The 26,078-nt window shown below is 62.1% G+C and carries 23 protein-coding genes; 14 read left to right on the top strand and 9 right to left on the bottom strand.

Features of this window, described 5'->3' with window-relative positions; genetic code table 11:
• Positions 1–80 precede the first annotated feature (80 nt).
• Positions 81–1,118 carry a UDP-glucuronic acid decarboxylase family protein gene (locus tag NKH03_RS04390; RefSeq protein ID WP_352967475.1) on the top strand — a complete coding sequence of 346 codons (1,038 nt, stop codon included), beginning with the start codon at positions 81–83 and terminating at the stop codon, positions 1,116–1,118.
• Positions 1,115–2,146, top strand: a complete 1,032-nt coding sequence (gene galE, locus NKH03_RS04395) for a UDP-glucose 4-epimerase GalE (RefSeq protein WP_352967282.1) — start codon at positions 1,115–1,117, stop codon at positions 2,144–2,146. Before NKH03_RS04390 ends, galE begins: the two co-directional genes overlap by 4 nt.
• A 1-nt stretch (position 2,147) precedes the next feature.
• On the opposite strand, the gene NKH03_RS04400 is transcribed toward galE, so the two are convergent.
• Both NKH03_RS04400 and NKH03_RS04405 read right to left on the bottom strand, forming a co-directional pair.
• Complete coding sequence (locus NKH03_RS04400; RefSeq protein WP_352967283.1) at positions 2,148–2,573, bottom strand: hypothetical protein; 426 nt, start codon at positions 2,571–2,573, stop codon at positions 2,148–2,150.
• Between the two features lie 429 nt (positions 2,574–3,002).
• Entirely contained in the window at positions 3,003–3,605 is a 603-nt protein-coding gene (locus NKH03_RS04405) for a DUF995 domain-containing protein (protein WP_352868115.1), read from the bottom strand.
• Between the two features lie 228 nt (positions 3,606–3,833).
• On the opposite strand from NKH03_RS04405, the gene NKH03_RS04410 reads away from it, so the two are divergent.
• From NKH03_RS04410 to NKH03_RS04420, 3 genes are all read left to right on the top strand, one after another.
• Complete coding sequence (locus NKH03_RS04410; RefSeq protein ID WP_352967284.1) at positions 3,834–5,462, top strand: ArnT family glycosyltransferase; 1,629 nt, start codon at positions 3,834–3,836, stop codon at positions 5,460–5,462.
• A 191-nt stretch (positions 5,463–5,653) separates the two neighbouring features.
• The gene (locus tag NKH03_RS04415; RefSeq protein ID WP_352868119.1) at positions 5,654–6,580 is read left to right on the top strand and encodes a lysylphosphatidylglycerol synthase domain-containing protein; all 927 of its coding nucleotides are present in this window, start codon (positions 5,654–5,656) and stop codon (positions 6,578–6,580) included.
• Positions 6,581–6,624: 44 nt separating this feature from the next.
• On the top strand, positions 6,625–7,626 hold the full coding sequence (locus NKH03_RS04420; protein ID WP_502913486.1) for a glycosyltransferase family 2 protein: 1,002 nt from the start codon (positions 6,625–6,627) through the stop codon (positions 7,624–7,626).
• A gap of 245 nt (positions 7,627–7,871) precedes the next feature.
• On the opposite strand, the gene NKH03_RS04425 is transcribed toward NKH03_RS04420, so the two are convergent.
• Positions 7,872–8,273, bottom strand: a complete 402-nt coding sequence (locus tag NKH03_RS04425; protein WP_352880857.1) for a hypothetical protein — start codon at positions 8,271–8,273, stop codon at positions 7,872–7,874.
• Positions 8,274–8,562: 289 nt separating this feature from the next.
• Positions 8,563–10,443: a glycosyltransferase family 2 protein gene (locus NKH03_RS04430; RefSeq protein ID WP_352967287.1), complete on the bottom strand. Its 1,881-nt coding sequence runs from the start codon at positions 10,441–10,443 to the stop codon at positions 8,563–8,565.
• A 603-nt stretch (positions 10,444–11,046) separates the two neighbouring features.
• On the opposite strand from NKH03_RS04430, the gene NKH03_RS04435 reads away from it, so the two are divergent.
• Together NKH03_RS04435 and NKH03_RS04440 are read left to right on the top strand one after the other, a co-directional pair.
• Positions 11,047–11,970: a glycoside hydrolase family 26 protein gene (locus NKH03_RS04435; RefSeq protein ID WP_352967289.1), complete on the top strand. Its 924-nt coding sequence runs from the start codon at positions 11,047–11,049 to the stop codon at positions 11,968–11,970.
• Positions 11,971–12,103: 133 nt separating this feature from the next.
• Positions 12,104–12,622 (top strand): DUF995 domain-containing protein, encoded by a 519-nt coding sequence (locus NKH03_RS04440; RefSeq protein ID WP_352967291.1) that lies wholly within the window; start codon positions 12,104–12,106, stop codon positions 12,620–12,622.
• Between the two features lie 130 nt (positions 12,623–12,752).
• On the opposite strand, the gene NKH03_RS04445 is transcribed toward NKH03_RS04440, so the two are convergent.
• Both NKH03_RS04445 and NKH03_RS04450 read right to left on the bottom strand, forming a co-directional pair.
• Entirely contained in the window at positions 12,753–13,202 is a 450-nt protein-coding gene (locus NKH03_RS04445) for a DNA polymerase III subunit chi (RefSeq protein WP_352868133.1), read from the bottom strand.
• A gap of 28 nt (positions 13,203–13,230) precedes the next feature.
• On the bottom strand, positions 13,231–14,742 hold the full coding sequence (locus NKH03_RS04450) for a leucyl aminopeptidase (protein WP_352880847.1): 1,512 nt from the start codon (positions 14,740–14,742) through the stop codon (positions 13,231–13,233).
• Between the two features lie 353 nt (positions 14,743–15,095).
• Between NKH03_RS04450 and lptF the strand changes: the two genes are divergently transcribed.
• The 7 genes from lptF to NKH03_RS04485 all read left to right on the top strand — a co-directional run bounded on the left by lptF (position 15,096) and on the right by NKH03_RS04485 (position 23,067).
• A complete protein-coding gene (gene lptF / locus NKH03_RS04455; RefSeq protein ID WP_352868138.1) occupies positions 15,096–16,298 on the top strand; it encodes an LPS export ABC transporter permease LptF in 1,203 nt (400 codons plus the stop codon).
• Complete coding sequence (gene lptG, locus NKH03_RS04460; RefSeq protein WP_352880879.1) at positions 16,295–17,380, top strand: LPS export ABC transporter permease LptG; 1,086 nt, start codon at positions 16,295–16,297, stop codon at positions 17,378–17,380. Before lptF ends, lptG begins: the two co-directional genes overlap by 4 nt.
• The gene (locus NKH03_RS04465) at positions 17,380–19,800 is read left to right on the top strand and encodes an LPS-assembly protein LptD (RefSeq protein WP_352868141.1); all 2,421 of its coding nucleotides are present in this window, start codon (positions 17,380–17,382) and stop codon (positions 19,798–19,800) included. Before lptG ends, NKH03_RS04465 begins: the two co-directional genes overlap by 1 nt.
• Before the next feature lie 90 nt (positions 19,801–19,890).
• Positions 19,891–20,826 (top strand): SurA N-terminal domain-containing protein, encoded by a 936-nt coding sequence (locus tag NKH03_RS04470; protein WP_352868144.1) that lies wholly within the window; start codon positions 19,891–19,893, stop codon positions 20,824–20,826.
• A 13-nt stretch (positions 20,827–20,839) separates the two neighbouring features.
• On the top strand, positions 20,840–21,856 hold the full coding sequence (gene pdxA, locus NKH03_RS04475) for a 4-hydroxythreonine-4-phosphate dehydrogenase PdxA (protein ID WP_352868146.1): 1,017 nt from the start codon (positions 20,840–20,842) through the stop codon (positions 21,854–21,856).
• Between the two features lie 10 nt (positions 21,857–21,866).
• Positions 21,867–22,706: a 16S rRNA (adenine(1518)-N(6)/adenine(1519)-N(6))-dimethyltransferase RsmA gene (gene rsmA / locus NKH03_RS04480; RefSeq protein ID WP_352868149.1), complete on the top strand. Its 840-nt coding sequence runs from the start codon at positions 21,867–21,869 to the stop codon at positions 22,704–22,706.
• 67 nt (positions 22,707–22,773) lie between these two features.
• Complete coding sequence (locus tag NKH03_RS04485) at positions 22,774–23,067, top strand: DUF1330 domain-containing protein (protein WP_352880836.1); 294 nt, start codon at positions 22,774–22,776, stop codon at positions 23,065–23,067.
• Between the two features lie 6 nt (positions 23,068–23,073).
• Here the strand turns inward: NKH03_RS04485 and gmk are convergent, their stop codons facing one another.
• The 3 genes from gmk to mltG all read right to left on the bottom strand — a co-directional run bounded on the left by gmk (position 23,074) and on the right by mltG (position 26,030).
• Positions 23,074–23,730 carry a guanylate kinase gene (gene gmk, locus NKH03_RS04490; protein WP_013532512.1) on the bottom strand — a complete coding sequence of 219 codons (657 nt, stop codon included), beginning with the start codon at positions 23,728–23,730 and terminating at the stop codon, positions 23,074–23,076.
• A gap of 3 nt (positions 23,731–23,733) precedes the next feature.
• A complete protein-coding gene (locus tag NKH03_RS04495; RefSeq protein WP_352880834.1) occupies positions 23,734–24,624 on the bottom strand; it encodes a YicC/YloC family endoribonuclease in 891 nt (296 codons plus the stop codon).
• 158 nt (positions 24,625–24,782) lie between these two features.
• Positions 24,783–26,030 carry an endolytic transglycosylase MltG gene (gene mltG, locus NKH03_RS04500; RefSeq protein WP_352967293.1) on the bottom strand — a complete coding sequence of 416 codons (1,248 nt, stop codon included), beginning with the start codon at positions 26,028–26,030 and terminating at the stop codon, positions 24,783–24,785.
• Positions 26,031–26,078: the final 48 nt, after the last annotated feature.

Below are 26,078 nucleotides of genomic sequence, written 5' to 3' on the forward strand. Positions count from 1 at the left end.
TTTGCCGCGTTCTCATTGAAGTGGCTGGGCAATGCTTTGTCCGGCGGGGCGATAGCGTGTGCGATGCGTGCGGGGAAAGCATGAGTAAACTCATCAAGGTTCTGAAACTGGAATCCGGCAGCCAAAGGGGCGCCAACCAAAAACGAAGCCGCGCCCTGGTCGCCGGAGGTGCTGGATTTCTAGGATCGCATTTATGCGAACGCCTTTTGCGGGACGGATACGACGTCGTCGCGCTGGACAATTTCCACACCGGCAAGAGATACAATCTCAATACCCTTCTGCGTAACCCGAGATTCATGTGTATCGAGCACGATATCGTCGATACACTGCCTTCGGGTCTTCAGTTCGATGAGATCTACAATCTCGCCTGCCCAGCCTCTCCGCCGCACTACCAGGCAGATCCGATCCATACCTTCAAGACGAGCGTGCTTGGCTCGCTGAACCTTCTGGAACTCGCGCGCCAGAACAACGCCAAGATATTCCAGGCCTCGACCTCCGAAGTCTATGGCGACCCCTTTGTGCACCCACAGCCCGAGAGCTACTTCGGCAACGTCAATACGCACGGACCGCGGTCCTGCTACGACGAAGGCAAGCGCTCGGCCGAAACCCTGTTCTTCGACTATTCGAGAACGTATGGCCTCGATATCCGCGTCGCGCGCATTTTCAACACCTACGGCCGCCGCATGCAGCCCGATGACGGGCGCGTGGTTTCGAACTTCATCGTCCAGGCGCTGCAGGGCAAAGACCTGACCGTCTATGGCCACGGCCTGCAGACCCGTTCGTTCTGCTATGCCGATGACCTGATCGAGGGCTTTGTCCGGCTGATGAATACGCCGAGTGCGCCCACGCACCCGGTCAACCTCGGCAACCCCAGCGAATTCACCATCATGGAATTGGCGACACTGGTCATTGATTACACCAACTCCCAATCGAAGATCGTGCATCGGCCACTGCCGATCGACGATCCCAGACAGCGCAAGCCGGACATTTCCTTTGCCAGGGCCAATCTCGGCTGGGAGCCGAAAGTCGGCCTGCGCCAGGGGCTCGCACGTACCGTCGAGTATTTTGATACCCTGCTTTACGGAAGCCAGCTGGCCAAAGGAGCCACGGCTTCATGACCCGTGCGGCAATCCTGGTGACAGGTGGGGCCGGCTTCATCGGCAGCCACACCTGCAAGCTGCTGGCCGCCGCCGGCTATTTGCCGGTGGTTTTCGACAATCTGAGCCGCGGCAACGAGAAATCCGTCGCCTGGGGTCCGCTTGTCGTCGGCGACATCCGCAGCCAGACCGCGCTGCGGGCCGCGATGAAGACATATCAACCGACGGCGGTCATCCACTTTGCGGCGCTGGCCTATGTCGGAGAATCCGTTCACCAGCCGGCCGAATACTATTCGACCAACGTGACAGGCACCATCGCGGTGCTCGATGCGGCGCGTGCGAACTCAATCGAGAACATCATCTTCTCCAGCAGCTGCGCAACCTACGGCGTGCCGGAAGCGTTGCCCGTTCGCGAGACCTCCGCGCAAAATCCGATCAGCCCTTACGGGCGCACCAAGCTGATGGGCGAACAGATCATCTCCGACTATGCGTCCGCATACGGAATGAAATTCGTGATCCTGCGCTATTTCAACGCTTGCGGCGCCGATCCCGACGGCGAACTTGGTGAGTGGCATTCGCCGGAAACGCACCTTGTTCCCAGAGTGCTCATGGCCGCATCAGGCATCATCGACGAGATCGAGGTTTTCGGCACGGACTACGACACGTCGGACGGCACCTGCGTACGCGATTATATCCACGTCAGCGATCTGGCCCGCGCCCATCTGAAGGCCCTTATTTATCTCGAGGGCGGCGGACAAAGCCTGGCGGTCAACCTCGGCACAGGGCGGGGCGTATCCATCAAGGAGATTGTCCAGGCGGTCGGCCGTATGACGTCAAGATCCGTCCCGGCCGTCTTCAGGAACCGGCGCCCGGGAGATCCGGCGGAGCTTTACGCCGATCCGGGAAGCGCACGCGAACATCTCGGCTTCGTGCCGGAGCTCTCCGACATCGACACGATCGTCAGAACGGCTGCCCCATTTTTTGGGCTGGAGACAAAGCCGATGAAGCTGCCACCGATCAAGGCGGCAGCTTCGGCCGCGGCTCGGTAGATCAGAGATAGCGGGGGCGGCAGCTCGCGCGTTGGCCAAACCCGCTAGGGCTGCAGATATAAGGCGAACCGCTCAGGAACCTGCCGCCACTGCCCGGATTGAAAGAGACCTTCACCGGCGCCGGCGTGCGGACTTTGGTCCGCTGCGGCGATGCAAAGGCGTAATCTCTTTCGGTCGTTCGAACTGTGCTGGTCATCAGGATCTGAGGCTCGGCTCTGAGCGAACGTACGAAGTATCCAGCTTGGACCGGCTGGACCGCGGGCTCGCTGCGGACCGCATGGACCACAGGCTTGATGAGAACCGAATTGGTTTCGGTCGCATCCATCCCCTGGCAACCTGCAACCATAAAGCTCATCACTGCAGCCGTAACAATAGATACGATATTTTTGCTTGGGCGAAATGCGCCCATTGCCGAATTGTTCATCATTTGTCCCTTGCTATCAAGTGTAATCCAAGGGCGCGTCGCGACATACCTATGCCTTCGCCGCTTTCACGCCGTATGAGTGACCCTTCGCACATCACACCTGAACATTAGACATCACTAATTATTAAATTTCATCAAAACCGTATGGTAGGCCCCACCATCTTGTCGTTCTGTCATATACGATTGAATGATATCAAGCGGCGGTCGGCGTGCCGACCGCACCCGCCGAACCGCGTGATGCTTCACCATAAGCGATTCGCCAGTTCCTTGACAGGCACTCCGGCATGAGCCGTCTGGATGGGTCGGAAGCGGGTTGCGAGAGTCATTGGCGTCATGGCTCTTGCCGGCCATGCTGAACGGTACCACCAGGGATCAAGACTGGGGGAGCCTCCGGGGCGGGTCCGGCCGTGTCTCAGCGCGGCTGGACACGGCCTAATTCTTGGAATCGACCAGCTTGCGCGCCTCTTCGAACCGCGCGCCCTTCGTGTCGCCTGTTTCGAACTTCCGGTCTTCGTCGGAAAGACCCTCGGGCGATCGCCTAAAACTGTACCATTCCCCATCCGGATCCTTGCGTTTCTCGATGTTCCCGCCCTGGATCCGGTGGCTGTAGCAGGTGCGATGCTGCTTGCCGGTGTAGCCCTTCGACCGCCAGGCGAGCTCCATGCACATCTTGCCGCCGCTGGTCACCAGCCATCTGCCCTCCGCGACAGATGCCGTGTCCTGCCCGGATGTCCAGGCCTTGAGGTGCCGATCGCCCTGCGCGAAATAGGCCGCTCCGTTCTTCCATACCCATGTGCGGTCGGCATATAGAAGCTGCAGTTCGTAGGCTGTCGGAACAGTTGCGCTATTCGCTTGCGCGGGTGCGCTGTCCTTGGCGGCAGCCGCGTGCGCCGTTCCCGAAAGGGCCGTCTGGCCGAAGAGGGCCAGGAGAAACAGTAGCTGCGCGCAACTTGCGAACCGACGACGTTCCTTGTGTCGCCGACGGTCGACACAAGGCGGCGGCGATCTGGTCGGAGCTATCTGCACAATTGGCATTCGCATGTCTGCTTGACCCACGGCGGCGCTATCGGCGCGACAGCCATGCGAACTATTTAACAGCCGCGAGAACCGCGATGTCAACGTTCGCGAAGCCGACGACAACAACTATTCGAGACACGCATAGCCGCTGTCGTCAAAATTAGGGATTGCGTCGTATACTGCCGCACCTTTGACAATCGCGCGCAAAAACAAAATCCGCGGACATCAGAGAGGACGCGGTTTCAAATGACGGACGACCCGGAATTGGATCAGGCCGAAGTTCAGCAATACCTGCGGCAGTCGGCCGGCTCGGATACGGCTGCTCGCGACTACCTGAGCCCCAACACGGCGATCTTGCTGGGGATCCTGTTCATTGCGGTCGTGTTCAGGTTCCACAACATAACCTTGCCGCTGGTCGACGCCTTCAGCTGGCGCGAGACGAGCACGGCAATGATGGCCGACAATTTCCAGCAGCACAGCTGGAACATCTTCTTCCCCGAGGTCAGCTGGACCGGGCCCGGGCCAAGTTATCAGGGCCGCGAGTTCCAGATCGTCAGCTATCTGACCGCCCTGCTCTACCAACTCTTCGGCTGGCACGACTGGTTCGGCCGCATGGTTGCGGCCTTCTTCGGTCTGGTGACGGTGTTTTCGCTACACAGACTAACGGCGCTGTTCTGGGGCGAGACGCACGCCCACGCCGCGGCACTTGCCTACGCGCTGATGCCGGCGGCGATCATGATCGACAGCTCGTTTCTTCCCGACCCCTCGATGCTGGCCCTGGTGACGCTCGGCGTCTGGCTTTTCGCGAAATACTGGGCCGGCGGCAGCGGCTGGCTGTTGCCGCTCGCCACGGCCAGCTTCTCGCTCGGCGTGCTGTCGAAGCCGCCAGGCCTCGCCGCCGGCGCCGTCATCTTCTACCTGATGGTCTGCTGGATGCTGGAGAAGAAGTGGAAGCAGGCGACCAGGGTCTTCCTGTCGGGGCTTTTGAGCCTGGCCATCATCGGCGCCTATTTCAGCTGGGCGATCTATCTCGGCCGCAGCTATCCGCCGTTTCATGTCGCCGGCAGCGGCTATATCTGGGATTCCGGCTTCTGGACATTCTTCAGGAACAGCTTCTACTTCAAATCCGTATGGAACACGTCGGTCTGGTGGTTCTACGGCTATCCGTTCATGGTGCTGATCGCGATCGGCTTCTGGATGCCGCCCAGACCCGCCGAAGACCCGAGGCGACGCACCCTTTCGGCCATTCCCTATGTTTGGCTGGCCGCGGCCATGGCCGTCTACCTGGCGGCGGCGCGCGAGATCACCAGCAATCCCTGGAACTACCACATTTTCCATGTGCCGTTCGCGATGTTCTGCGGCCGCGGCGCGCTTCTCCTGGCAGCGCTTGCATCGGGAACCGTTCTGTCGCCGGCGGTCGTACTGCGCTCGATCTGCATCGCGGCCATCGCACTCGTGTGGTCGACCTTTCCCCTCGTCAGGACAATGAAGACGCCGATCGCCATGAAAGGCAAGCTGCTTGGCGAGGAATTGGCGCGGTTGGCGCGCCCGGGCGACCTCGTCGTCGCTATCGCGCCCGAGGCCGGCGATCCCGTCGCCGTCTACTACAGCAGGGCGCGCGGCTGGGTGTTCCCGCCTGGCGGAGGCGATGTCGAATGGTCGAAATTCGTCGCCGACGACGCTACCGCGATCGCGCAGCTCGAGGAGTTGCGCGCGCAAGGCGCGGACCTGTTCGGCACGGCCAAGAACGCAGCCGACAAACAGGACCGGTTGTTCGTCGAGCATCATGACGGGGTCATCGACTATCTGGACAAGACCGCAACCAAGCTTGTGGATTCGGATGATTTGCTGGTCTATAGGATCACCCGTCCATGAGAGCCGCGACAGTCTGGGGCCGCGGGCCTCGGACAGGATATGGTCCCGACGTGTCAGCGGCCCCGCATTCGCCCGCGGAAGGCGGGCAAGGCGGTGGGCCAGGCAAACCGATCCCCGATGACGCCAGGGATATTCGGGCGCCACGCGATGCCGCCGCTGGAACTCGGCGGTGAAAACCGGCGGAGAATTGGTTGAAACGGGCAATCTCGATAGTCGTGACGTTGGCCCTGCTGGCCTGGCTGGCCAGCGACTCGCGCTGGCGCATGGTCGGCGACGCCTTCGACCGCATCACGCCCGGCACGTTCGCGGTGGCGACGATCGCGTTTTTCGTCACCTATGTCTTGCGTGCGCTGCGCGTCTGCGACGAGTTCCGCGACGAAGTGCATGGCCGCTTCGGCGCCTGCCTGCGCATTATCCTGATCCACAATGCGATGATCAACGTCGTCCCTTTCCGTGGCGGCGAGACAGCCTTTCCGCTCCTCCTGCGCCAGGTCTTCGGCGTACCGATCATGCGTGCCAGCGCCTCGCTGCTGTGGTTCAGGCTGCAGGATGCCTTCGTCGTCGGCGTGCTGGCCCTGGCGGTGTGGCCCGGCCTGCATCCGGCGATAAGGATTGCTGGCGTGGCCGCCTTGATCGCCGCGGCCTGGTACCTGCCGCGCTGGGCGCGCGCGCCGCATGACTGGGCCGGGCGCGGCAGGATCGTGGCCAAGCTCGGCCTGCTTCGCGACACCTTCACCGAGGCGACCGGGCGCTCCCGCTACGGCTGGTGGTGGACGATCGCCAACTGGTCGCTGAAGCTCACCGTGCAGGGATGGCTGCTGGCGCTGATATTGGGGACATCTTTCACCACCGCCTTTCCCGGCGTCGTCGGAGCCGAAGGCGCCGCCATATTGCCCGTGCAAGGCGTCGCCGGCTTCGGCACCTATGAAGCGGGTGCGGCGGCGGCGCTGCTCACCTCCGGAATCGCGATGAAGAGCGGCCTGCAGGCGGCCCTGGCGCTGCACCTGTTCATCTTCTGCTCGGCTATCGCCACGGGCGCGATCGCCTGGCTGTTTCCCTCGAAATCGACGCTGCCGGGGAACCCGGCTGTCGGACCTGCAAGGAAGCCATCCCAATGAACGTATTGCCCATCCCTGCTTCGGGACTGCCTGACGGCGCGGTAATGCCGGACCATACGCTGTCCATCGTCGTACCCATGTACAACGAGGCCGACAACGTCGAGCCGTTGCTGGCACGGATTCACCAGGCGATGGAGCGCTACGACCAGCCGTGGGAGGTCGTGCTGGTCGATGACGGCAGCACCGACGGGACGGTGAGCGAGATCAGGCGCCTGGCAATGCATTACGGCCCGCATGTGCATGCGGTCGAGTTGGTGCGCAACTACAAGCAGACCGCCGCGATGCAGGCCGGCATCGACGCGGCGCGCGGCGACGTCATCGCCACGATCGACGGCGACCTGCAAAATGATCCCTTCGACATCCCGCGCATGGTCTACCGCCTGCAGAGCGAGGATCTCGACCTGGTGGTCGGCTGGCGCAAGGACCGCCAGGAAGGTTTTTTCATGCGCAGACTGCCCTCGCGCATCGCCAACGCACTGATCGCGAGTGTCACCGGCGTGCGCCTCAAGGACTATGGCTGCAGCCTCAAGGTCTATCGCGGCAACGTGATCCGCAGCGTCAAGCTCTATGGTGAGATGCACCGCTTCATCCCGGCCTGGCTGGCCACGGTGACGACCCCCAGACGCATCGCGCAGGAGGTGGTGACGCATCATGCCCGCATCCACGGCCAGTCCAAATACGGCATTTCGCGCACCTTCAGGGTCGTGCTCGATCTGGTGTTCATGTATTTCTTCATGCGCTATCGCACACGGCCCGGGCATTTCTTCGGCGGCATCGGCATTGTGCTTGGCGCGCTGGGTTCGCTCATCCTCGCCTACCTGCTTTGCCTCAAGTTGCTTTTCGCGGAGGACATCGGAACACGTCCGATGCTGTTCACCGGCTTCTTCCTGCTCATCGCCGGGGTGCAGATGGTGACGTCGGGCGTGCTGGCGGAAATGCTGGCACGTGTCTATCACGAGGCGAATGGAGCATCGGCCTATGTCGCGCGGCCGCGGCCGGCTTCCGGTGACAATGACGGCTGGCAACGCCCTAGCCGGCCATCGTGACCTGATCGGAACACCCTGGAGGTTCCATGCCGATTGTGATGATCGGCTCAGCCGGCTGCCAGGAAGGTGCCGACCGAGGAAGGGCTGGCAAGGTTCGTCGACTGGTTTCGCCAAGAATGGCGGTCGAGGGCAAGAGGCAAGGCGCAACGCATGCGCCAACCTCTCGCCCTCGACTTTCGCCCCCCGGCGAAGACCAGAGCGGCCGACTCTTCAGTCAAATCGCGCCGCCACTTTTGGGTTCGATTCTAGTAACGCGAACGGCAGCTGGCGCGCTGGCCGAAACCGCTCGGGCCGCAAATCCAGGGCGAATGACCCAGGAACGGGCCGCCATTGCCCGGCCTATAGGAAATCTTCACCGGCGCCGGCCTGCCGACCCGCTGCGGCCGCACGAAGGCCGCATAGGCCTCCTGCCTCGTGCGCGTCACGGTGGTCATTTGTGTGAGCGGTTTGCGGTTGATCAGATGCAGCCGCTTGTTCTTGATGTAGTGCACCTTCTTGCCGAGCGTATGAACCACGGGCTTGGTGCCGATCGAGCTGGTCGCATCCATGCCCTGGCAACCGGACACCATCGAGATCAATGCAACAGCGGCAAATGCACAGGCATATTTCTTGCCGATCCTTGCCCCGCTTTCCATAAATTTTTTCATCGCCTTCCCCTGCCACGAATACAAGTTGCTGGAGCGCGGAGATCTATTCTCTCTTATTTGCTTTTCCGCGCCACGTGAGCAGCCCATCGCCGCTCACATCGTGGCGAAATATTAGAGGAAGCTTATTAAAATTCGTGCAAGCGACATGATGAGCGCGGTCTTTCAGCGCTCGATCGGATATTATTAAAATTTGATCTTTTGAGCTCGCGCCCGCCACTGCCGCGGTCGCCGGCAGCCATCAAGCCAAATGCAATTCAGGAAGCTGCTTGCGCGCGTACGCCTCACGGCGTCAGCGGGGCGATCCCCAAGCTGGATCGAAGTAGAAATTGCGGGCACCGATGTCGCCCTGGCCGGCGCCGGAAACCACATAGGCGATCCTGACAATGCGGAGGCCGCCGGCGCCCTGCTGCAGGCCATAGACGCCTTCCATGCCGCGATCGTAGAAGCTCACGGCCGGAACGGCGAGCGCCAGCGTGGCAAGCGACGCCTGTAAGGCGACTTTCGCGGCATTGGCACGCAACGGGATCCTGTTCTCGATGACGTGCCTTACGACGATGACCACCACCAGAAGCCCGTAGAGGAAGGCGTTGAAGGCGGCGAACCAGTAGAAGCCGGTGGCGTCGAAGGGGTGATCCACGAGCAGCACGGGCAGCGCCGCGCCGATCGCCAGCGCCACATAGGGAGCGAGGGCGCGGGCCGGCAGCAGGTTCTTTGGGCCGCTGCCCTTTGGCGTGACCCGGAAATCGACGAACGATTTGGTCAGATAGTCGCGGATCGACGACAGCGTGCCGGCGAGCACCCAGGGCCAGCGCGCGAAGAAGAGGAACAGCGTGCCTTCCCAGCTGATCGTCTTGGCCGTCATCGGGCGCGAGAGGCCGAAAGCCTTCAGCATCATAACCAAGCCAACCAGGGCGACGGCGTTGGGCACATAGTGGACGAGGAAGTCGGCGTACATGACATTGGCGAAGTTACGCCCGGTGAACAGCGCATACATCGGCGTGACGTACATCAGCAGCGCAAAGACGGCGAACAGCGGATACCAGAGCTGGCAGAACAGGAACTGGAACTTCAGCCGCGGCGGAAGCTTGGGAAAATATGTGGGAGAATATTCGAGCAGGATCGTCACCAGGCTTCGCGACCACTGGAATTCCTGGGTCACGAGATCGGCAAAGGTCTGTGGGCCGTCGCCATGGGCGATGGCGTCGAGCGCGTGCACCCCACGCCATCCGGCCGCGTTGATCAGCATGGAGGTGGAGTGATCCTCCGCCAGTTCCGGACCGAGACCGCCCGCCTGCTTCAGCGCCTTGGTCCGCACGGCATAATGCGAGCCGATGCAGAGCGGAGCTCCACCGCCCGTATGGCCGGACTGCAGGGGGCCGTGAAACATCCCTTCCGGAAACAGCCGGCCGCGCGCCGACCAGCTCTCGGCGGCATTGTTGTCGCAAATGCTCGGCGCCGAGACATAGCCAACCGAGGGATCGGCGAAGGGATAAAGGATTTCCCTGAGATAAGTCGGCGTCGGTACGTGATCCGCGTCCATCTGAGCAACGAAATCGTAACGCTCATAGCCATAGTGGTCATAGAAGAACGCCAGGTTGCCTTCCTTGCAGCGGGTGCGGCGCGGCCATGTCGTGCGGTGATAGTCTTCCCTGCCGCGCCGCGTCGAAATCAGCACGCCGTGAGCCTCGCACCAGCGAACCGTCTCCTCGGAAGGGTCCTCGTCCGCCAGCCAGGTGTCATGTGGGTAATCCTGCGCCAGCATCGCTTCGAGCGTGCGCGCAACCACGGCAAACGGTTCGGACGGGGCCTTGGTGACCACCATCGCGACCCGAGAACGCTTCGGGATCGTGTGAAGCTTGGACGGTTTCTTCGACGCATGCACATTCAAGAGGAAGTACAGCGGCATGAGCGTGAGCCAGAGCAGAATGAGCGTCGCGAATGTGTATGGCCCGACACGCTCGACATGCTCGGGCTTCAGCCACCAGATCCAGAAAAACCCGAGTGTGACGAACCAGAAGGCCAGCGCGAGTCTCAATATCCATTGCTGAGTGGCCGACAGAACGGGCACCAGAAAGGGCCCCTTCCGCGCAGTGGCGGCCAGAGCCGCTTCAGACCGATGCGCCCGTCTGCTCGTATGGCCGATGATGCGTGCCTGTACGGAAGCACTCATAACTTACTCGCCGCCACTTGGGCTTCCGCCGACAGAAGGCTGAAAGCTCTCAAACCCCGGCGGCAGAATCAGCCCGCACTTGCTTAGAGTCAACTAAATTAAGTATTCGTTAACTACGATCCCTGAGGCTTGGTTACCTGACGCCTTTGAATCGGGGCGGAATAATCGCAACCGACCAGCCCTGTCGGGACAAGCCGGCAAATTTTTCAGTGCCGGCTGACGGGGGCGAGGCTGCTCGGAGGGAACCGGTCCGCTAGCAGCGTTAACCATGTCGCGCGTGTTAAGGTTAAGCAACCGTTAATTGCACTTGACTCTTGGCCCTGACCGGCTCTTAAATTAGCTAGTGATGATATATCGGGATATTGACGCGAATTTGTGAGTATCGCGGCGAACTTCTCTCAGTAGCTCCTCGGTATTGGTGCCGTGAGAGATAATTTGGGTGGGCTCTGTGCGAAGGCTCGCACACCCGCCGATGGTCGCTCCGAAATCCCGCAGATTGCGCCATTAGGGCTTATTGGTTTTGGATAGTCGTGTCGATCAAACATCGATGCGCACGGGCGAAGCTTTACTTCCGCGGGAAGTTGAAGCCATGGGAGGTCAGACATGAAACGCTCTGCAGCAAATGCACTTGCAATCGCGCTGGTATTGGGCGGGAGCGCCGCGTTCCCCACCGCAGGAGGCGCCGGCTCCGTCGCAGGGACGGACCCCGTTCAGACGAGCAGTGCCGCCTCCGCATTCGGATCCTATGATCCCTATGGGGACTTCAGCACCGACAAGAGTGCCAGCATCGAGGAGTTGTTCCTACCCTGGGAGGACGTCGATCTGGCGACGCTGCCACAGGCCGACGCCTATGCGCTGCAACGCGGCCGTTCGCTGCTGATCACGGTTGAGCCGTGGACCTGGTCGAAGGACTGGCGCATCACCCCGCCCGAATTGCGCGACGGCATACTGGGCGGCAAATATGACGCCAACATGCAGGCGATCTGCGACCTGGTGGGACAGATGAAGAGCCCGGTGACCATTCGCTGGGCGCAGGAGATGGAAGACAAGAACGGCCGCTTCACCTGGGCCAACTGGGCGCCCAAGGACTGGATTTCCGCCTACAAGCGCGAAGTCGATCTTTGCCGCAAAGCCGCGCCGGCCGCCAAGTACATGTGGTCACCCAAAGGCGAAGAGGGCTTGGAAAAATACTACCCTGGCGACGATTACGTCGATGTCATCGGCCTGTCGGTGTTCGGTCTGCAGAAAAAGGACAATAACGAGGCCGGTCATGATCGTACGTTCGCCGAGATGCTGAAGCCCGGCTATGACCGCGTGGCAGGGTTCAACAAGCCGATCGTGGTGGCGGAACTCGGCTATGTCGGAAAGCAGGACTATGTCTCGAAGTGGCAGGAAGATACCCGTAAATCCTATGCGGAGTTCCCAGCGTTGACCTCGGTCGTCTACTTCAACCAGAAGGAAGTGTGGCCGTGGCTGGATGGCTACGGTCTGCCCGACTGGCGGGTGACCCAGCACGTCCTGCCGTAGACGCATCGTGCCTACCCATCCCGACGTGATCGGGATGGGTCTCCATCTCCTTGTTTGATCGTGATCCTTCCCGAACCAGCGGTTCGGGAAGATGGTTGAGGCATGGCATAAATCAATCCGTGGGGGGGGTTTCGTGAAACGAATACTAGGAAATCGTCTCGGATCGGCCTTCGCCTGCTCCGTTCTTGTTCTTGCCTTCCAGATCCCCGCGACAGCCAAAACGGCGACGAAAATCGCCGAGCAGGCGCAAAAAGCCACCGCGGTTCCCGACGAAGGCGTCTACCAGATCTATCAGAACCATTCGTGGCTGTGGGCCAAGAAGGGCGCCGGGTTCTTTGCCGTCAAACAGCGGCAGTTCGACGCCTGGACCCACGACAAAGGCAAGTCGGGCTATGGCGACGGCATGTGGTTCATTCCCGGCGGCGGCAAGTTGTGCTACCGCGCGCAATGGCACGGCTCCTGGGGTGTGAAGGGCTCGATGACCTGCTTCGAGCATCGCCAGGCAGGCAACGTGATCTACAAGCGTAAATCACCTGGTGGCGAGTGGTATGTTTTCAGGAGTTCGCATCACAACCGGTCGGACGAGGCGATGAAATTGAAATACGGCGACTACGTCACCAGGGAAATGGACCGGATCAAGGCAAAGCAGTAGATACTGTCTTCCGCGACAAGCCACTGGTAAAGCGGGCCGACTGAACGGTTCAGGCGACATGCTTTACTTTAGATCTTTGTTTTTATGCAGCCGTTCTCCCAAAACCGAGGCCATTTTTGGGCGACATGTATCAGGCCTTGCGCTCCCAGCGGCGGTCTGGCGTCTGCTGCCAGTAGGTGACGGCATGGCCGGCGTCCTTCATCATCTTCCAGTTTCCCCGAGCCGCTTCGACCTGGGCGGCATCGTGGCCGTCGAACAGAAACACCGCGCGCTCGTAGCCGCCAAGGTCGGGCGGCACCGCGCCGTCAACGAGGAACCTTATTTTGGCCTGGTTGGGATTGCCGTCGCCGGTGGTCAGCAGGATCGGCTGTTCGCCGGGATGGGCCTCCCGATCGGTTGCGTGGGCGAGGAACGAATCGTCACGGAAGGTCCAAAGATGCTGGTCGAGCGCATCACGGCGTTCCTCGGTGCCGGTCTGCACCACGGCGCGCCAGCCACGATCGATGCTGCGCTCCAGGAGGCCTGGCAGCGCATCCTCCAGCGTCGATTCGGTCAGGTGGTAGAACAGGACGTCGGCCATCGCTTCGTTCTATAGTGATTGAATCCGCTCACTGCTCATAATTGTCGCGCACCAGCCGGTCGAGCAGCCTGACGCCGAACCCCGACGCCCAGGACTGGTTGATCTCGTTGGACGGCGAGCCCATTGCCGTGCCGGCAATGTCGAGATGCGCCCACGGCGTATCCTTGACGAAGCGCTGCAGGAATTGCGCCGCGATGATGGCGCCGCCATAGCGGCCGCCGATGTTCTTCATGTCGGCGTTCTTGGAATCGATCAGCTTGTCGTATTCGGCGCCGAGCGGCATGCGCCACAGCCGCTCTTGTGTAGCCTGCCCCGCCGCCGTCAGCCTTTCGGCCAGTTCGTCATTGTTGGAAAACAGGCCGGCATGGTGCTGGCCGAGCGCGACCATGACGGCGCCGGTCAGCGTCGCCAGATTGACCATGAATTTCGGCTGGAAGCGGTCGTTGCAGTACCACAGCGCATCGGCCAACACGAGGCGGCCTTCCGCGTCGGTGTTGAGCACCTCGATGGTCTGGCCCGACATCGAGGTGACGATGTCGCCGGGACGCTGGGCATGGCCGTCGACGGCGTTTTCGACCAGACCGATGACGCCAACGACATTGGCCTTCGCCTTGCGCGCGGCCAGCGCATGCATCAGGCCGGTGACAGCGGCGGCACCGCCCATGTCGCCCTTCATGTCCTCCATGCCGGACGCCGGCTTCATTGAATTGCCGCCGGTGTCGAAGGTGACGCCCTTGCCGACGAAGGCAACCGGACTGTCCTTTGGCTTGCCGCCGTTCCACTGCATGATCGCCATGCGGGCGCCGCGCGGCGAGCCCTGCGCGACACCGAGCAGCGAGCCCATGCCGAGCTTCTTCATCTCCTTCTCGCCCAGGATCTCGACCTTGACGCCGAGCGCCTCGAGTTCCTTGGCGCGGGCGGCGAACTCGACCGGCCCGAGCACGTTTGCCGGTTCGTTGACGAGGTCGCGCGCCAGAAGCACCCCTTCGATCACCGCCTCGGCATCGGTGAAAGCCTTTTTCGCCGCGGCCGGATCGGCGGTGTGGATGGTCACCTTGACCGGCTTTTTTGGCTCGGCCTTGCCGTCGTCCTTGTCCTTCCTGGTCTTGTATTTGTCGAAGGAATAGCTGCGCAGGAGAATGCCCGCCGCAAGGCTTGCCGCATCCTTGCCACTTGGCGACGCGCCGGCGAGGTCGAGCACCACGGCCACGTCGGTCGCCTTGCGCAGCGACGCGGCAATGGTGCCACCAAGCTTCAGCCACGCATAGTCGTCGAGTCCCGACACCTTGCCGGCGCCTACCGCCACCAGCCTGTCGATGGACGCCCCCTGCGGCGCCAGAACTTCCACCACGTTGGCGAACTTGCCAGTGAACTCGGCCACCGGAAAGGCCCGCTCCAGTGTCTTGCCGGGATCGCAAGCCTTGGCTGCGTCGCTCAGGCCGCCCTCATCCGCCGAGAGCACGAAGACCGTGCCCTTCTTGTTCGACGCGGTCTGGGGTGCGGAGAATTTGGCGAAGGCGATCGACGGTCTTTGGCTCATCATGTCCTGCTTTCGGGGAATGCGCGGCTTTTGGGGAAGCGGTTCGAGACGATGCGCGACATTTGGTCGTTTTCCGGCATTTGGCAAGACTTTGCCGAATTCGCATCCCATATGACCTACGGAATCGATAATGATTCTTCGCGGCACGGCCCCGCTTTTTGCCGCAACCTGTTGTTAACCATCGATGTTCTCCCTTTCTTATCCATTCCCGCCGACACTCCGGCCCGCCGGGGCAGCTGACTTGGGACGGGAACCGGGTCGAGCCTCTGTTGGAGCCAGTTGTGCGGGCGCCGCCGGACAGCTACCCTTGTGCGGTGGCATGATGCCGTTCGAGAAAATCGAGAAAAGCCTTCATGAAGGTCGTTGAACGCTACATCATGCGCCGCGCTTTCGTGGTCTTCATGGCCGCGCTTGTCTGGACGCTGGCCATCGTCTGGACGACGCAGGTGCTGGCAAAGATCGACCTGGTTACCGACAGCGGCCAATCGGCGCTGACCTTCTTCGAGGTCGCCGCCCTCATTCTTCCGTCCATCATCCCGATCGTGGTGCCTTTTGCGCTGGTGGTGGCGGTCGCACAGACACTCAGTGTCATGAATTCGGATTCCGAGCTCGCCGTCGTCAACGCCGCGGGCGCCTCGCGCTGGACGATCGTGCGACCAATCATGCTTTTGGCGCTCGCGGCCGCCGTCTTTTCCTTTGCCGTCGACAACGGCATCGACCCCTATGCACGGCAGAAAAACCGCGCCCTGGTGGCGTCATCACGCGCGGATCTGTTGTCGCTGATCATCCAGGAAGGCACCTTCCGCAAGATCGAGGACGGGTTGTTCCTGCAGGTCGGCGAGCGGCTTCCCGACAATCGGCTGGGCGGCATCTTCGTCGCCGATTCACGCGAAGAAGGCGTCAACCTCGTCTATTACGCCAAGACCGGCAGCATCGTCGAACGCGGCGGCGAAAAGGTGCTGATGATGAATGACGGCGTCATCCATCGCAAAACGCTGACCGGGGATCTCTCCGTTATCCGGTTCACCTCTTATGCCTTCGATATGTCGGCCTTCATGGCGGCGGCTTCGGCGGTGACGCTCCTGCCGAAGGACCAGACGACCCAGTATCTGCTCAACCCAAGTGCCAACGACAAGAGCTATCAGCAGAACCCCTACGAATACCTGGCCGAGGTCAACCAGCGGTTTTCGGAATGGACGTATTCCATGGTCTTCGCGCTCATCGCGCTCGCGGTCGCCGGAGACGCCCGCTCGCACCGCGAGGCGCGTGTCAATCCGCTCATCACGGCCATAGGGATATCACTGTTCGTGCGCTGGCTGGGCTTTTTTGCCGCCAGCAAGGCCGATGACATCCCGCAATATGCCTATATGGTCTATGGCGTGCCGATCGTGGCTTCCGCGGTGGCGATCTGGTTCATCGTCTCCAACCGGACCATGGAACTGCCGGTGGCGTGGGCGGACTGGATGACAAACTTCGCCACCCACATCGGTGACAGCTGGAACGCTCTCAAGCTGCGTTTGTCCAGGCGCCGCACTTCAGGGCAAGGGGTCGGCTGATGGGCTGGACGCTGGGCCGCTATTTCTTCTTCCGCTATGTGACGATCACCATCTGGTTCTTCATCGGCCTCTTGGCGCTGGTGTTCCTGATCGATTTCACCGAGCTCTCCGGCCGCACCACCGGCCTGCCCGGCTTCACCTACGGGACGGCAGTGGCCATCTCAGGCCTCCGCATGCCGATGATCATGCTGCAGACAGTGCCGTTTGTCGGTCTCTTCTCGGCGATGGCGACGCTGGTGTCGCTCAACCGGCGCTACGAACTGGTCATCGCGCGTTCCGCCGGCGTTTCCGCCTGGCAATTCCTCTTGCCATGCTGCATCGGAGCCTTGCTGTTCGGCGTCCTGTCGGTGGGCGTCATCAATCCGCTCGCCGCACACGCATTCTCCTGGTCCGAGCAGATCGAAACCCAGCTGCGTTCCGGCAAATCGAACACGGTTTCAGCCGATGCCGCACCCTGGATCCGGCAGAAAACCGGCTCGGGGGACACCATCATCGGTGCGCGGGCCATCCTCAACCAGGGCATGGAGATGGCCGATGTCGTCTTTTTCATTCTCGACCCGCAAGGCAACATCGTCGAGCGCAAGGACGCCGCGCGCGCCTTCCTGCGCGACGGCTATTGGGACTTGCAGGACGTCAAGACGCTCAAGAGCGGCACGATCCAGGCATCGGCAAGCGATCGCGTGCCTACCAATCTGAGGCCCGAATTCGTGCAAGAGCGGCTGGCGCGGCCCGAAACCATCCCGTTCTATGAACTGCCCGGAAAGATCGAGGTTGCCCGCTCCTTCGGACTCAAGGCAAATGCCTTTGCCATGCAGTTTGATTCGCTGGTGGCGTTGCCGTTCCTTCTCGTCGCCATGACGCTGATTGCGGCAACGGTTTCAATGCGATTTGCCAGGATGGGGCAATCGGCGACGATGATTCTGGGTGGCATCATCGCTGGCTTTCTGCTTTATGTCGTTTCGGTGCTGGTGAAGGCATTCGGCGTGGCGGGATTCGTGCCGACTGTCGTAGCCGCATGGGTGCCGGTCGTGGTGGCTATGTTCTTCGGGGTGACTTTCCTGCTATACAAGGAAGACGGCTAGTGAGGGAAGCGTTTTTGCCCAGCAACAGGCAGGCCCGTTTGGCGCGCCTCTATGCGGCGACCGCCTTGGCGTGCCTGTTTGCCAGCGCCGTCCCGATGCCGGCGTTCGCGCAGGATGTCGGCGACATGGCAACATCGGTTCCGTCCGGCTCACAGATGCTGCTGGCGGCCGATACGCTGGTCTACAACAACGACAACCAGACGGTGACCGCCGTCGGTGGCGTGCAGATAGACTATGGTGGCAATCGCCTTGTCGCCCAGCGGGTCGAATACAACCGCAACACCAAGCGAATGGTCGCGAGCGGCAATGTCGAAGTCATCAACAGCGACGGCACCAAGATCAATTCGGAACATATCGACATCACCGATGACTTCGCCGACGGCTTCGTCAACGCGTTGCGCGTCGAAACCATCGACAAGGCCTATTTCGCCGCCGAAAGCGCCGAGCGCATGGGCGGCGTGCTGACCACGTTCCACAATGGCGTCTACACCGCCTGCGAACCGTGCGAGGACAAGCCCGACAAAGCGCCGACCTGGCGCGTCAAGGCCAGGAAGATCATCTGGAACGGCGAGAAGAAGACGGTTCGCTTCGAGAATGCGAATTTCGAGTTCTTCGGTTTTCCGCTCGCCTATCTGCCTGCATTCGAGATTGCCGACCCGACGGTGAAGCGCAAGAGCGGCTTCCTGATCCCCAGCATCGTCTACAAGAGCGATCTCGGCGTCGGCGTAAAAATTCCCTATTACTTCGCCTTGTCACCGACCTATGACCTGACCGTCACCGGCACCGGCTATACCAAGCAGGGCTTCCTCGGTGAGGCCGAGTGGCGCCAGCGTTTCAACAATGGCCAGTACAGTTTGAAGATCGCCGGAATCCACCAGCAGGATCCCGATGCCTTCCTCGACACGACTGCTTTCCCCAGCACCGCTGGCCACAATGTCGATTCGGGCTCAGCGGGCGATCCCAATAAATTCCGTGGCATGATGGGCACGCAGGGCCAGTTCGCCATCAATCCGCGCTGGAATTTTGGCTGGGACGTGTTGCTGCAGACCGACAAGAACTTCGCGAACACCTACAACATCGACAAGTATAGTGCCTCCGTCCATCAGTCGACGGTCTATCTGACGGGTCTCAACGGCCGCAACTATTTCGACGTGCGCGCCATGCACTTCGACGTGCAGGAAGATACACCCAACGACAACATCTCTGCGCGAAGCGGCCAGCAGCCATGGGTGCTGCCGTCGCTCGACTACGCCTATATTCCCGACGTGTCGGTGGCCGGCGGCCAGCTGTCGCTCAATGTCAACGCCCGCGTCATCAGCCGCGACGATCTCGACAAGACCTTCTACATCCCCACGCAGCGTGTTCCTGGCATCGAAGGCGAATCCGGACGGCTCACAGCCGAGGCCGAGTGGAAGCGGAGCTTCGTCACCGATGACGGACTGGTGCTGACGCCGTTGCTCGCGCTGCAGGGCGACGTGGACTACCTCAACGCGTCGTCGGCTTCGCTCGACGCCATCAATCAGATGGCAACAAATTTGGGCCAGCAGGACGACATGCGCTCGTCGTTTGCCCGCTTCATGGCAACCGCAGGCCTCGAGATGCGTTGGCCGGTGCTGTTTTCCATGGCCAGCGGATCCAATCACGTGATCGAGCCGATGGCGCAGGTCTTCATGCGCCCGAACGAGCAGTATGTAGGCGGTCTCGCCGTTCCCAACGAAGACGCCCAAAGCATGGTCTTCGACGCGACCACCTTGTTCGAACGCGACAAGTTCTCCGGTTATGACCGTGTCGAAGGCGGTTCGCGCGCCAATGTCGGCTTCCGCTATTCCGGCTCATACAACAATGGCTGGGGTACCAATGCGATTTTCGGCCAATCCTACCAGATCGGCGGCGAGAATTCCTTCGCCGCACCGGACCTGGTCAATGTCGGCGCCAATTCCGGCCTCGACACGACCAAGTCCGACTATGTCGGTCTGTTCGGCATCAGCAGTCCCAACGGATTCGCTGCCTCGATCAGCGGCCGTTTCGACGAACAGACCTTCGAGAACCGCCGCACCGAGGTGAAAGCTGCCTATTCCGGCCTGCCGGTGTCACTGAGCGCCAAATACGCCTTCATCCAGGCCCAGCCACTATACGGGTTCACGACCGACCGCCACGAGGTCACGCTCGGTGCATCGACGCATCTCGCCGAGAACTGGCGCGTCTTCGGCACCGGAACCTACGACCTGCAGGAAAGCGTGCTGGTCAAGGACGGCGTCGGCTTCGCCTACAACGATTCCTGCTTCACCTATCTGATGACCTATTCGCAGTCGCGCGACATAAATACCAAGGCGGTGTCGCAAAGCATCGGCTTCAATTTGTCGTTCCGCACCCTCGGCGACTTCGGCACGTCGACCAGTGCCATCGACACGATCCAGTAACAATCGGCGACATCGTTTCGCCGCATAGGGCTGGCACGGATTCGCGCACCTGGAAACGATAAAATTGGGCGGAACCGGGATAGAATTGGGATGCCAACGATGAGGAAATACCTCTTTTCAGCGGGTTTCGCGTTGCTTGTGGCGGCGACATCCGTGTCGATCACCATGATGACGCCACCGGCTTTCGCCAGCGAGATCAAATACGTCGTCAACGACATTCCGGTCACCACCGGCGACATCGCCCATCGCGCCGCCTTCCTGAAGCTGCAGCGCAAGAAGGGCGACGCCGGCCAGGAAATGATCGACCAGACGCTGCGCATGGCCGAGGCCAAGCGGCTTGGCATCCGCATCAGCGACGCGCAGGTCGAGGCGGCATATCAACGCTTTGCTTCGAGCAACAAGATGCAGCTCAGCCAACTCGACGGCGTCATGGAGAAGTCAGGCGTCGGCAAGAGCCACTTCAAGGAATTCATCCGCGCCCAGATGGCCTGGAACCAGGCCTTGAGCGCGCGCTACCGTTCCGGCGATGGCACCGGTGCCGTCAGCGAACAAGACCTGGTCAGGAAGATGCTCGAAAAGGGCGGCGCCAAGCCGAGCGCTACCGAGTACATGCTGCAGCAGGTCATCTTCGTGGTGCCGGCGGCCGAACGCAGCGCTACGCTGGCCAAGCGCAAGCGCGAGGCCGACGCCATGCGTGCCCGCTTCAGCGGCTGCGACACGACGCGCGAATTCGCCAAGGGTCTGATCGATGTCACCGTTCGCGATCTGGGCCGGGTGCTGGCGCCGCAACTGCCGCCGGACTGGGCCGAACAGATCAAGGCCACCAAGGTCGGCGGCGCCACCGTCACGCGCGCGACCGAACGCGGTGTCGAATTCATCGGCATCTGCTCTTCGCGCGAAGTGTCCGACGACAAGGTCGCCCAGATGGTGTTCCAGAACGAAGGCTCCGGCGACAAGAACGCCGACGAGCTCAGCAAGAAATATGTCGACGAGCTGAAGGCGAAAGCCCGCATCGTCAAGCGCTGACGTGAGCAGCACAATGGTTGCGCTCGCGTTGAGCGCCGGCGATCCGTCCGGCATCGGACCGGAGATCGCCATCGCCGCCTTCATGGCGCGCGAGGCTGCCGCCCTGCCCCCCTTCTATCTGCTCGCCGATCCGGCGCTGATCGCCTCCCGGGCGCGCCTCCTCGGCATTTCGCTGCCAATGGTCGAAACGACACCAGCACAAGCTGCGCAAGTCTTTGCCCGCGCCCTGCCGATCGTACCGCTGACTGCCCGCGGCATCGACAGCCCCGGCCGGCCGGACCCGGCCAATGCGGCCGCCACCATCGAAGCCATCGACCGTGCCGTCGCCGACTGCCTTGCCGGCGAAGCCTTGGCTGTCGTCACCTGCCCCATCGCCAAGAAGCCGCTCTACGATGCCGGCTTCCGCTTTCCCGGCCATACCGAATATCTGGCGCATCTGGCAGCCCGGCACAGCGGCGTCGAGGCGATGCCGGTGATGATGCTGGCAGGCCCCGACCTGCGCACCGTTCCCGTCACCATCCACATCGCGCTGGCGAAAGTGCCCAAGGCACTGACCACCGGGTTGATCGTCGCCACCGCGCGCATCACCGCCGCCGACCTCGCCAGCCGCTTCGGCATCGCAAGGCCGAGGCTCGCCATTGCCGGGCTCAATCCGCATGCCGGTGAAGGCGGCGCCATGGGCCTCGAGGACGAGCGGATCGTGCGTCCGGCGGTCGATATCCTTCGAGCCGAAGGTATCGACGCTTTCGGCCCGCTGCCGGCCGACACGTTGTTCCACGCCCGGGCACGGGCAGGCTATGACGTCGCCCTTTGCATGTATCACGACCAGGCGCTGATCCCGGCCAAGGCGCTGGCCTTCGACGAAGCGGTCAATGTCACGCTCGGCCTGCCCTTCATCCGCACCTCGCCCGACCACGGCACCGCCTTCGACATCGCCGGCAAGGGCGTGGCGCGGCCCGACAGCCTGATGGCGGCATTGAAGCTTGCCCGGCAATTGGCCGACACGAACACGAGGCCGGTTGCCGCATGAGACCGCAGGGATGAGCATCGACGGGCTGCCGCCGCTGCGCGAGGTGATCGAACGTCATGGGTTACAAGCCAAGAAGGCGCTCGGCCAGAATTTCCTGCTCGACCTCAACCTCACCGGCAAGATCGCCCGCACCGCCGGCGACTTGTCCGATGCAACCGTGATCGAGGTTGGTCCCGGTCCCGGCGGGCTGACCCGCGCCTTGCTCTCCAATGGAGCGCGCCACGTGATCGCCATCGAGCGTGACGAACGCTGCCTGGCAGCCCTTGCCGAAGTGTCCGATCATTATCCCGGCCGGCTCGAGATTGTGTCCGGCGACGCGCTGAAGACGGATTTCGCGGCACTTGCCAGTCGAGCGGCCGGGAGCGGCAGCCCGGTAAAGATCGTGGCCAACCTGCCCTACAATATCGGCACGGAGCTGCTGGTGCGCTGGTTGACGGTCAGCGATTGGCCGCCATTCTACACCTCGATGACCTTGATGTTCCAGCGCGAGGTGGCCGAGCGCATCGTCGCGCCCGCCGGCAGCGACAGCTATGGCCGGCTCGGCGTTCTTGCCGGCTGGCGAACGGAGGCGAGGATCGCCTTCGACGTGCCGCCACAGGCATTCACGCCGCCGCCGAAGGTCACGTCCTCGGTGGTGCATCTGGTGCCGCGCGTGGCTCCGCTGGCCGCCGAGGTGAAAAAACTCGGCCGCGTCACCGAAGCCGCCTTCGGCCAACGCCGCAAGATGCTGCGGCAAAGCGTGAAAAGCTTGGGGGGCGAGGCGCTGCTCACCCGTGCAGGCATCGATCCGACACGCCGGGCAGAGACGCTCAGCGTCGAGGAATTCGTGCGGCTGACCAACGCGGTGTAGTGCCGGCGGGTCTGGAAGCGCTTTGGTCGAGGCATAGATAATCTGGCCAACATGCCGGAGGATCAAAATGCCCGCCTATGTCATTTCCGATGTCACGATCCGCGACGAAGAGGCGATCGAGACCTACCGATCCCGCGCCGCAGCCTCCATCGCCCAGCATGGCGGGCGCTATCTGGTGCGTGGCGGGCGGGTAGAGACGCTGGAAGGCATGTGGCATCCCGAACCGCTGATCGTCGTCGAATTTCCAGACATGGAACGGGCCAGGCGTTGGTACGCCTCCGCCGAGTACGCGGCGGCACTGGACGTGCGCGATGCAGCGCTCAGCCGCAATCTGATCCTGGTCGATGGCATAGCGCCCTAAAGCCGGTCAGCCCGTCTTCTCGTCCAACAGTCCCGAGACGAAATCGAACAGGCCTGGCCGGCGATCGCGTCTTAGCCGCTCGGCGACGACGATGCCGCGCACTTCGGCGAAGGCGCGGTCGAGGTCGTCATTGACGATGACGAAATCATATTCCTTCCAGTGCTCGATCTCGTTGCGGGCGTTTTTCAGCCGCGTTTCGATCACAGCCTCCTGGTCTTCGGCGCGGCGCTTCAGCCGCGCCTTCAATTCCTTCATCGACGGTGGCAGGATGAAGATCGAGACAATGTCGGCGCGCATCTTCTCCTTGAGCTGCTGGGCACCTTGCCAGTCGATGTCGAACAGCATGTCGCGCCCTTCAGACAGCGCCAGTTCGGCTGGCTCGCGCGGTGTCGCGTAGCAATTGCCGTGCACCTCGGCCCATTCCAGCAGCGCGTCGGAATCGCGCAGCCGCTCGAACTCGCGCATCGTCCGGAAATGATAGTGGACGCCCTCGATCTCGCTGCCGCGGCGCGGCCTGGTGGTGACCGAGACCGACAGTTCCAGGCTGGAATCGCTTTCCAGAAGGTTGCGCGCGATCGTCGACTTGCCGGCGCCGGACGGCGACGACAGGACGAGCATCAGGCCCCGGCGGCGAATGCGGGACCCCAAATCCTTGGCAACCATCGGCTACTCCAGATTCTGGATCTGTTCACGAAACTGGTCGACCACTGCCTTCAACTCCAGCCCGATCGCGGTGACGGCGGCGGCGTTCGACTTCGAACACAACGTATTCGATTCGCGGTTAAATTCCTGTGCCAGAAAATCGAGCTTGCGGCCGACCGCGCCGCCGCCTTCAATCAGTGCCCGACCTGATAAAACATGCGTCTTCAGCCGGTCGATCTCTTCGCGAATATCGGCTTTGGTGGCGAGGAATGCCGCCTCCATGTGCAGCCGGGTGGCGTCCAGGTTGGCGGAAGCATCCATCAGCAGCCTGACCTGCTCGGCGATGCGTTCGCGGATCGCCGCCGTCTCGCGCGACGGGTCAGCCTCTGCCCGCAGCGTCAGCGCCTCGATTGTGTCGATATGGCCCGACAGCAGCAAAGCCAGCGCGGCGCCCTCGCTTTGTCGTGCCTGTTCGAGCCCAGCCAGGGCGATCTCGAGCGCGACCATGATCACGGCATCGAGCGCGGCCCTCGCCTCTTCGGTTTCGACAGTTTCGGGAATATCGAGCACGCCGCGCAGCGAAAGCAATCCGTCCGATGTCGCGGGAGCAACGCCGAATTGCTCCTGCAGCCGCTTGGCGAGCCCGGCCAGGTCCTTCAGGAAGGCTTCGTTGACAACCGGCTGCGCCTGCGCGCCGGCGGCGCGGCCGATAGTCAGCGTCGCCTGGAAATTGCCGCGTGCAAAACGCTTCTGAAGTGTCTGCCTGACGGCCGGTTCCAGCCGCTCGAAGCCTTGCGGCAGTCGCAGCCGGACTTCGACGCTCTTGCCGTTGACGGACTTGACCTCCCAGGCGATCGAGGTGCCTTCATGCTCGGCGACGGCACGCGCAAAACCGGTCATGCTCTGCAAATTCATATCGTCCACAAGTCCCTGGCGCATCACCCCGAGACCGGCTTTCCGGAGAGGAGCAAGTGCTGCTTGAAAATGACTGCGCCGCGGACACGTCGAAATCGGACGCGCGGCGCTCTTGCAAATGTCGGGGCGTCGCCCGGTGAGCAACGCCTTTCTTTATTCTACTGGGCAGCGCCCGCGTCGCCGCTATCGTCGGCACTGCCAGCGGGGCCGCCGTCAGCGGGCTTGTCGACATTGCTGTCGACGGCGCCGGTGGTGTTGGCGGCCTTGGCGGCGTCATCGGCCTGCTTCTTCTGCAAGGCGCGATAGCGGGCGACATTCTCGTTGTGCTCTTCCAGAGTCGCGGCAAAGACGTGCCCGCCTGTGCCATCGGCGACGAAATAGAGGTCGTCGGTCTTCGACGGATTGGCTACCGCCTCCAGCGCCGCACGGCCCGGATTGGCGATCGGCGTCGGCGGCAGGCCGTTGATCAAATAGGTGTTGTAGGGCGTCTGCTTCTGGATGTCCGACTGGTAGATCGGCCGGTCCGCCGGCTTGCCCTTGCCGCCGAACAGACCGTAGATGATGGTTGGATCGGACTGCAGCCGCATGCCCTTGGCAAGCCGGTTCAAGAAGACGGCGGCAACCCGTGAACGCTCGTCACCCTTGCCCGTCTCCTTCTCGACGATCGAGGCCAGCGTAACGAACTCCTCGACGTTGGCCAGCGGCAGGTCCGGCGCGCGCCGCTGCCAGACATCGTCAACCAGCTTCTTTTGATCGGCCAGCAGCTTGTCGACCATCTGCTGGCGCGTCGCGCCGCGCGTGAATCGCAGCGTGTCGGTGGCGAGGCTGCCCTCCGGAGGAATGGTCGCCGGCATATCGCCACTCAAGGCGGTCTCGCCGGCGATGCGCTGCAGCGCCTGCTCGACCGTCAGCCCCTCTGGAACGGTCAGCGAATACATCACCGACTTGCCACTCTTCAAAAGCTCCATGATGTCGCGCATGGAAGCCCTGGGCTTGATCTCGTACTCTCCGGCCTTCAGCGCGGAATCATTGCCGAAGGCGCGCACGCCAAGGCGGAAGATCCGAGCGTCGCTGACCAGTCCGCGGCGTTCGAGTTGGTCGGCGATATCCTGGACACCGGTGTTCGGCTTGACCAGGAAGGTGTCACCATTGGCCGAGGGGCCGGGTTCGGTGAATTCCTGCTTGCCGAAATAGACCGCGACGCCGGCCGCCAGAACCATCAGCATCACCGAGGAGATGACGAAGTTCATGAACACGACGACCTGGCTGCGTGACGCACGCGAGCGCTTCGGCGGCGGCGTGCCGGCCTCCGGCCGCAACGCCTCGCTGGCCGTTTTCGGCACGATCGGTCCGGATGTCGCCGGCCGCTGCCCGAATTCTCCGTTGCCTGCCGGATTTGTATTCATTTCGCCCTACCGTTTGATCGCCCAACGAATCCCCAGCGGCAGAGTAGA

The sequence above is a fragment of the Mesorhizobium sp. M1406 genome (assembly GCF_040317555.1).
GTDB lineage: Bacteria > Pseudomonadota > Alphaproteobacteria > Rhizobiales > Rhizobiaceae > Mesorhizobium.

What these genes read in the sequence shown, in the direction of transcription:
- NKH03_RS04390 (WP_352967475.1), top strand. Translation starts at nt 81, where the DNA reads ATGAGTAAACTCATCAAGGTTCTGAAACTGGAATCCGGCAGCCAAAGG.
- galE (WP_352967282.1), top strand. Translation starts at nt 1,115, where the DNA reads ATGACCCGTGCGGCAATCCTGGTGACAGGTGGGGCCGGCTTCATCGGC.
- NKH03_RS04400 (WP_352967283.1), bottom strand. Translation starts at nt 2,573, where the DNA reads ATGATGAACAATTCGGCAATGGGCGCATTTCGCCCAAGCAAAAATATC.
- NKH03_RS04405 (WP_352868115.1), bottom strand. Translation starts at nt 3,605, where the DNA reads ATGCCAATTGTGCAGATAGCTCCGACCAGATCGCCGCCGCCTTGTGTC.
- NKH03_RS04410 (WP_352967284.1), top strand. Translation starts at nt 3,834, where the DNA reads ATGACGGACGACCCGGAATTGGATCAGGCCGAAGTTCAGCAATACCTG.
- NKH03_RS04420 (WP_502913486.1), top strand. Translation starts at nt 6,625, where the DNA reads ATGCCGGACCATACGCTGTCCATCGTCGTACCCATGTACAACGAGGCC.
- NKH03_RS04425 (WP_352880857.1), bottom strand. Translation starts at nt 8,273, where the DNA reads ATGAAAAAATTTATGGAAAGCGGGGCAAGGATCGGCAAGAAATATGCC.
- NKH03_RS04430 (WP_352967287.1), bottom strand. Translation starts at nt 10,443, where the DNA reads ATGAGTGCTTCCGTACAGGCACGCATCATCGGCCATACGAGCAGACGG.
- NKH03_RS04435 (WP_352967289.1), top strand. Translation starts at nt 11,047, where the DNA reads ATGAAACGCTCTGCAGCAAATGCACTTGCAATCGCGCTGGTATTGGGC.
- NKH03_RS04445 (WP_352868133.1), bottom strand. Translation starts at nt 13,202, where the DNA reads ATGGCCGACGTCCTGTTCTACCACCTGACCGAATCGACGCTGGAGGAT.
- NKH03_RS04450 (WP_352880847.1), bottom strand. Translation starts at nt 14,742, where the DNA reads ATGAGCCAAAGACCGTCGATCGCCTTCGCCAAATTCTCCGCACCCCAG.
- lptF (WP_352868138.1), top strand. Translation starts at nt 15,096, where the DNA reads ATGAAGGTCGTTGAACGCTACATCATGCGCCGCGCTTTCGTGGTCTTC.
- NKH03_RS04470 (WP_352868144.1), top strand. Translation starts at nt 19,891, where the DNA reads ATGCCAACGATGAGGAAATACCTCTTTTCAGCGGGTTTCGCGTTGCTT.
- pdxA (WP_352868146.1), top strand. Translation starts at nt 20,840, where the DNA reads ATGGTTGCGCTCGCGTTGAGCGCCGGCGATCCGTCCGGCATCGGACCG.
- rsmA (WP_352868149.1), top strand. Translation starts at nt 21,867, where the DNA reads ATGAGCATCGACGGGCTGCCGCCGCTGCGCGAGGTGATCGAACGTCAT.
- NKH03_RS04485 (WP_352880836.1), top strand. Translation starts at nt 22,774, where the DNA reads ATGCCCGCCTATGTCATTTCCGATGTCACGATCCGCGACGAAGAGGCG.
- gmk (WP_013532512.1), bottom strand. Translation starts at nt 23,730, where the DNA reads ATGGTTGCCAAGGATTTGGGGTCCCGCATTCGCCGCCGGGGCCTGATG.
- NKH03_RS04495 (WP_352880834.1), bottom strand. Translation starts at nt 24,624, where the DNA reads ATGAATTTGCAGAGCATGACCGGTTTTGCGCGTGCCGTCGCCGAGCAT.
- mltG (WP_352967293.1), bottom strand. Translation starts at nt 26,030, where the DNA reads ATGAATACAAATCCGGCAGGCAACGGAGAATTCGGGCAGCGGCCGGCG.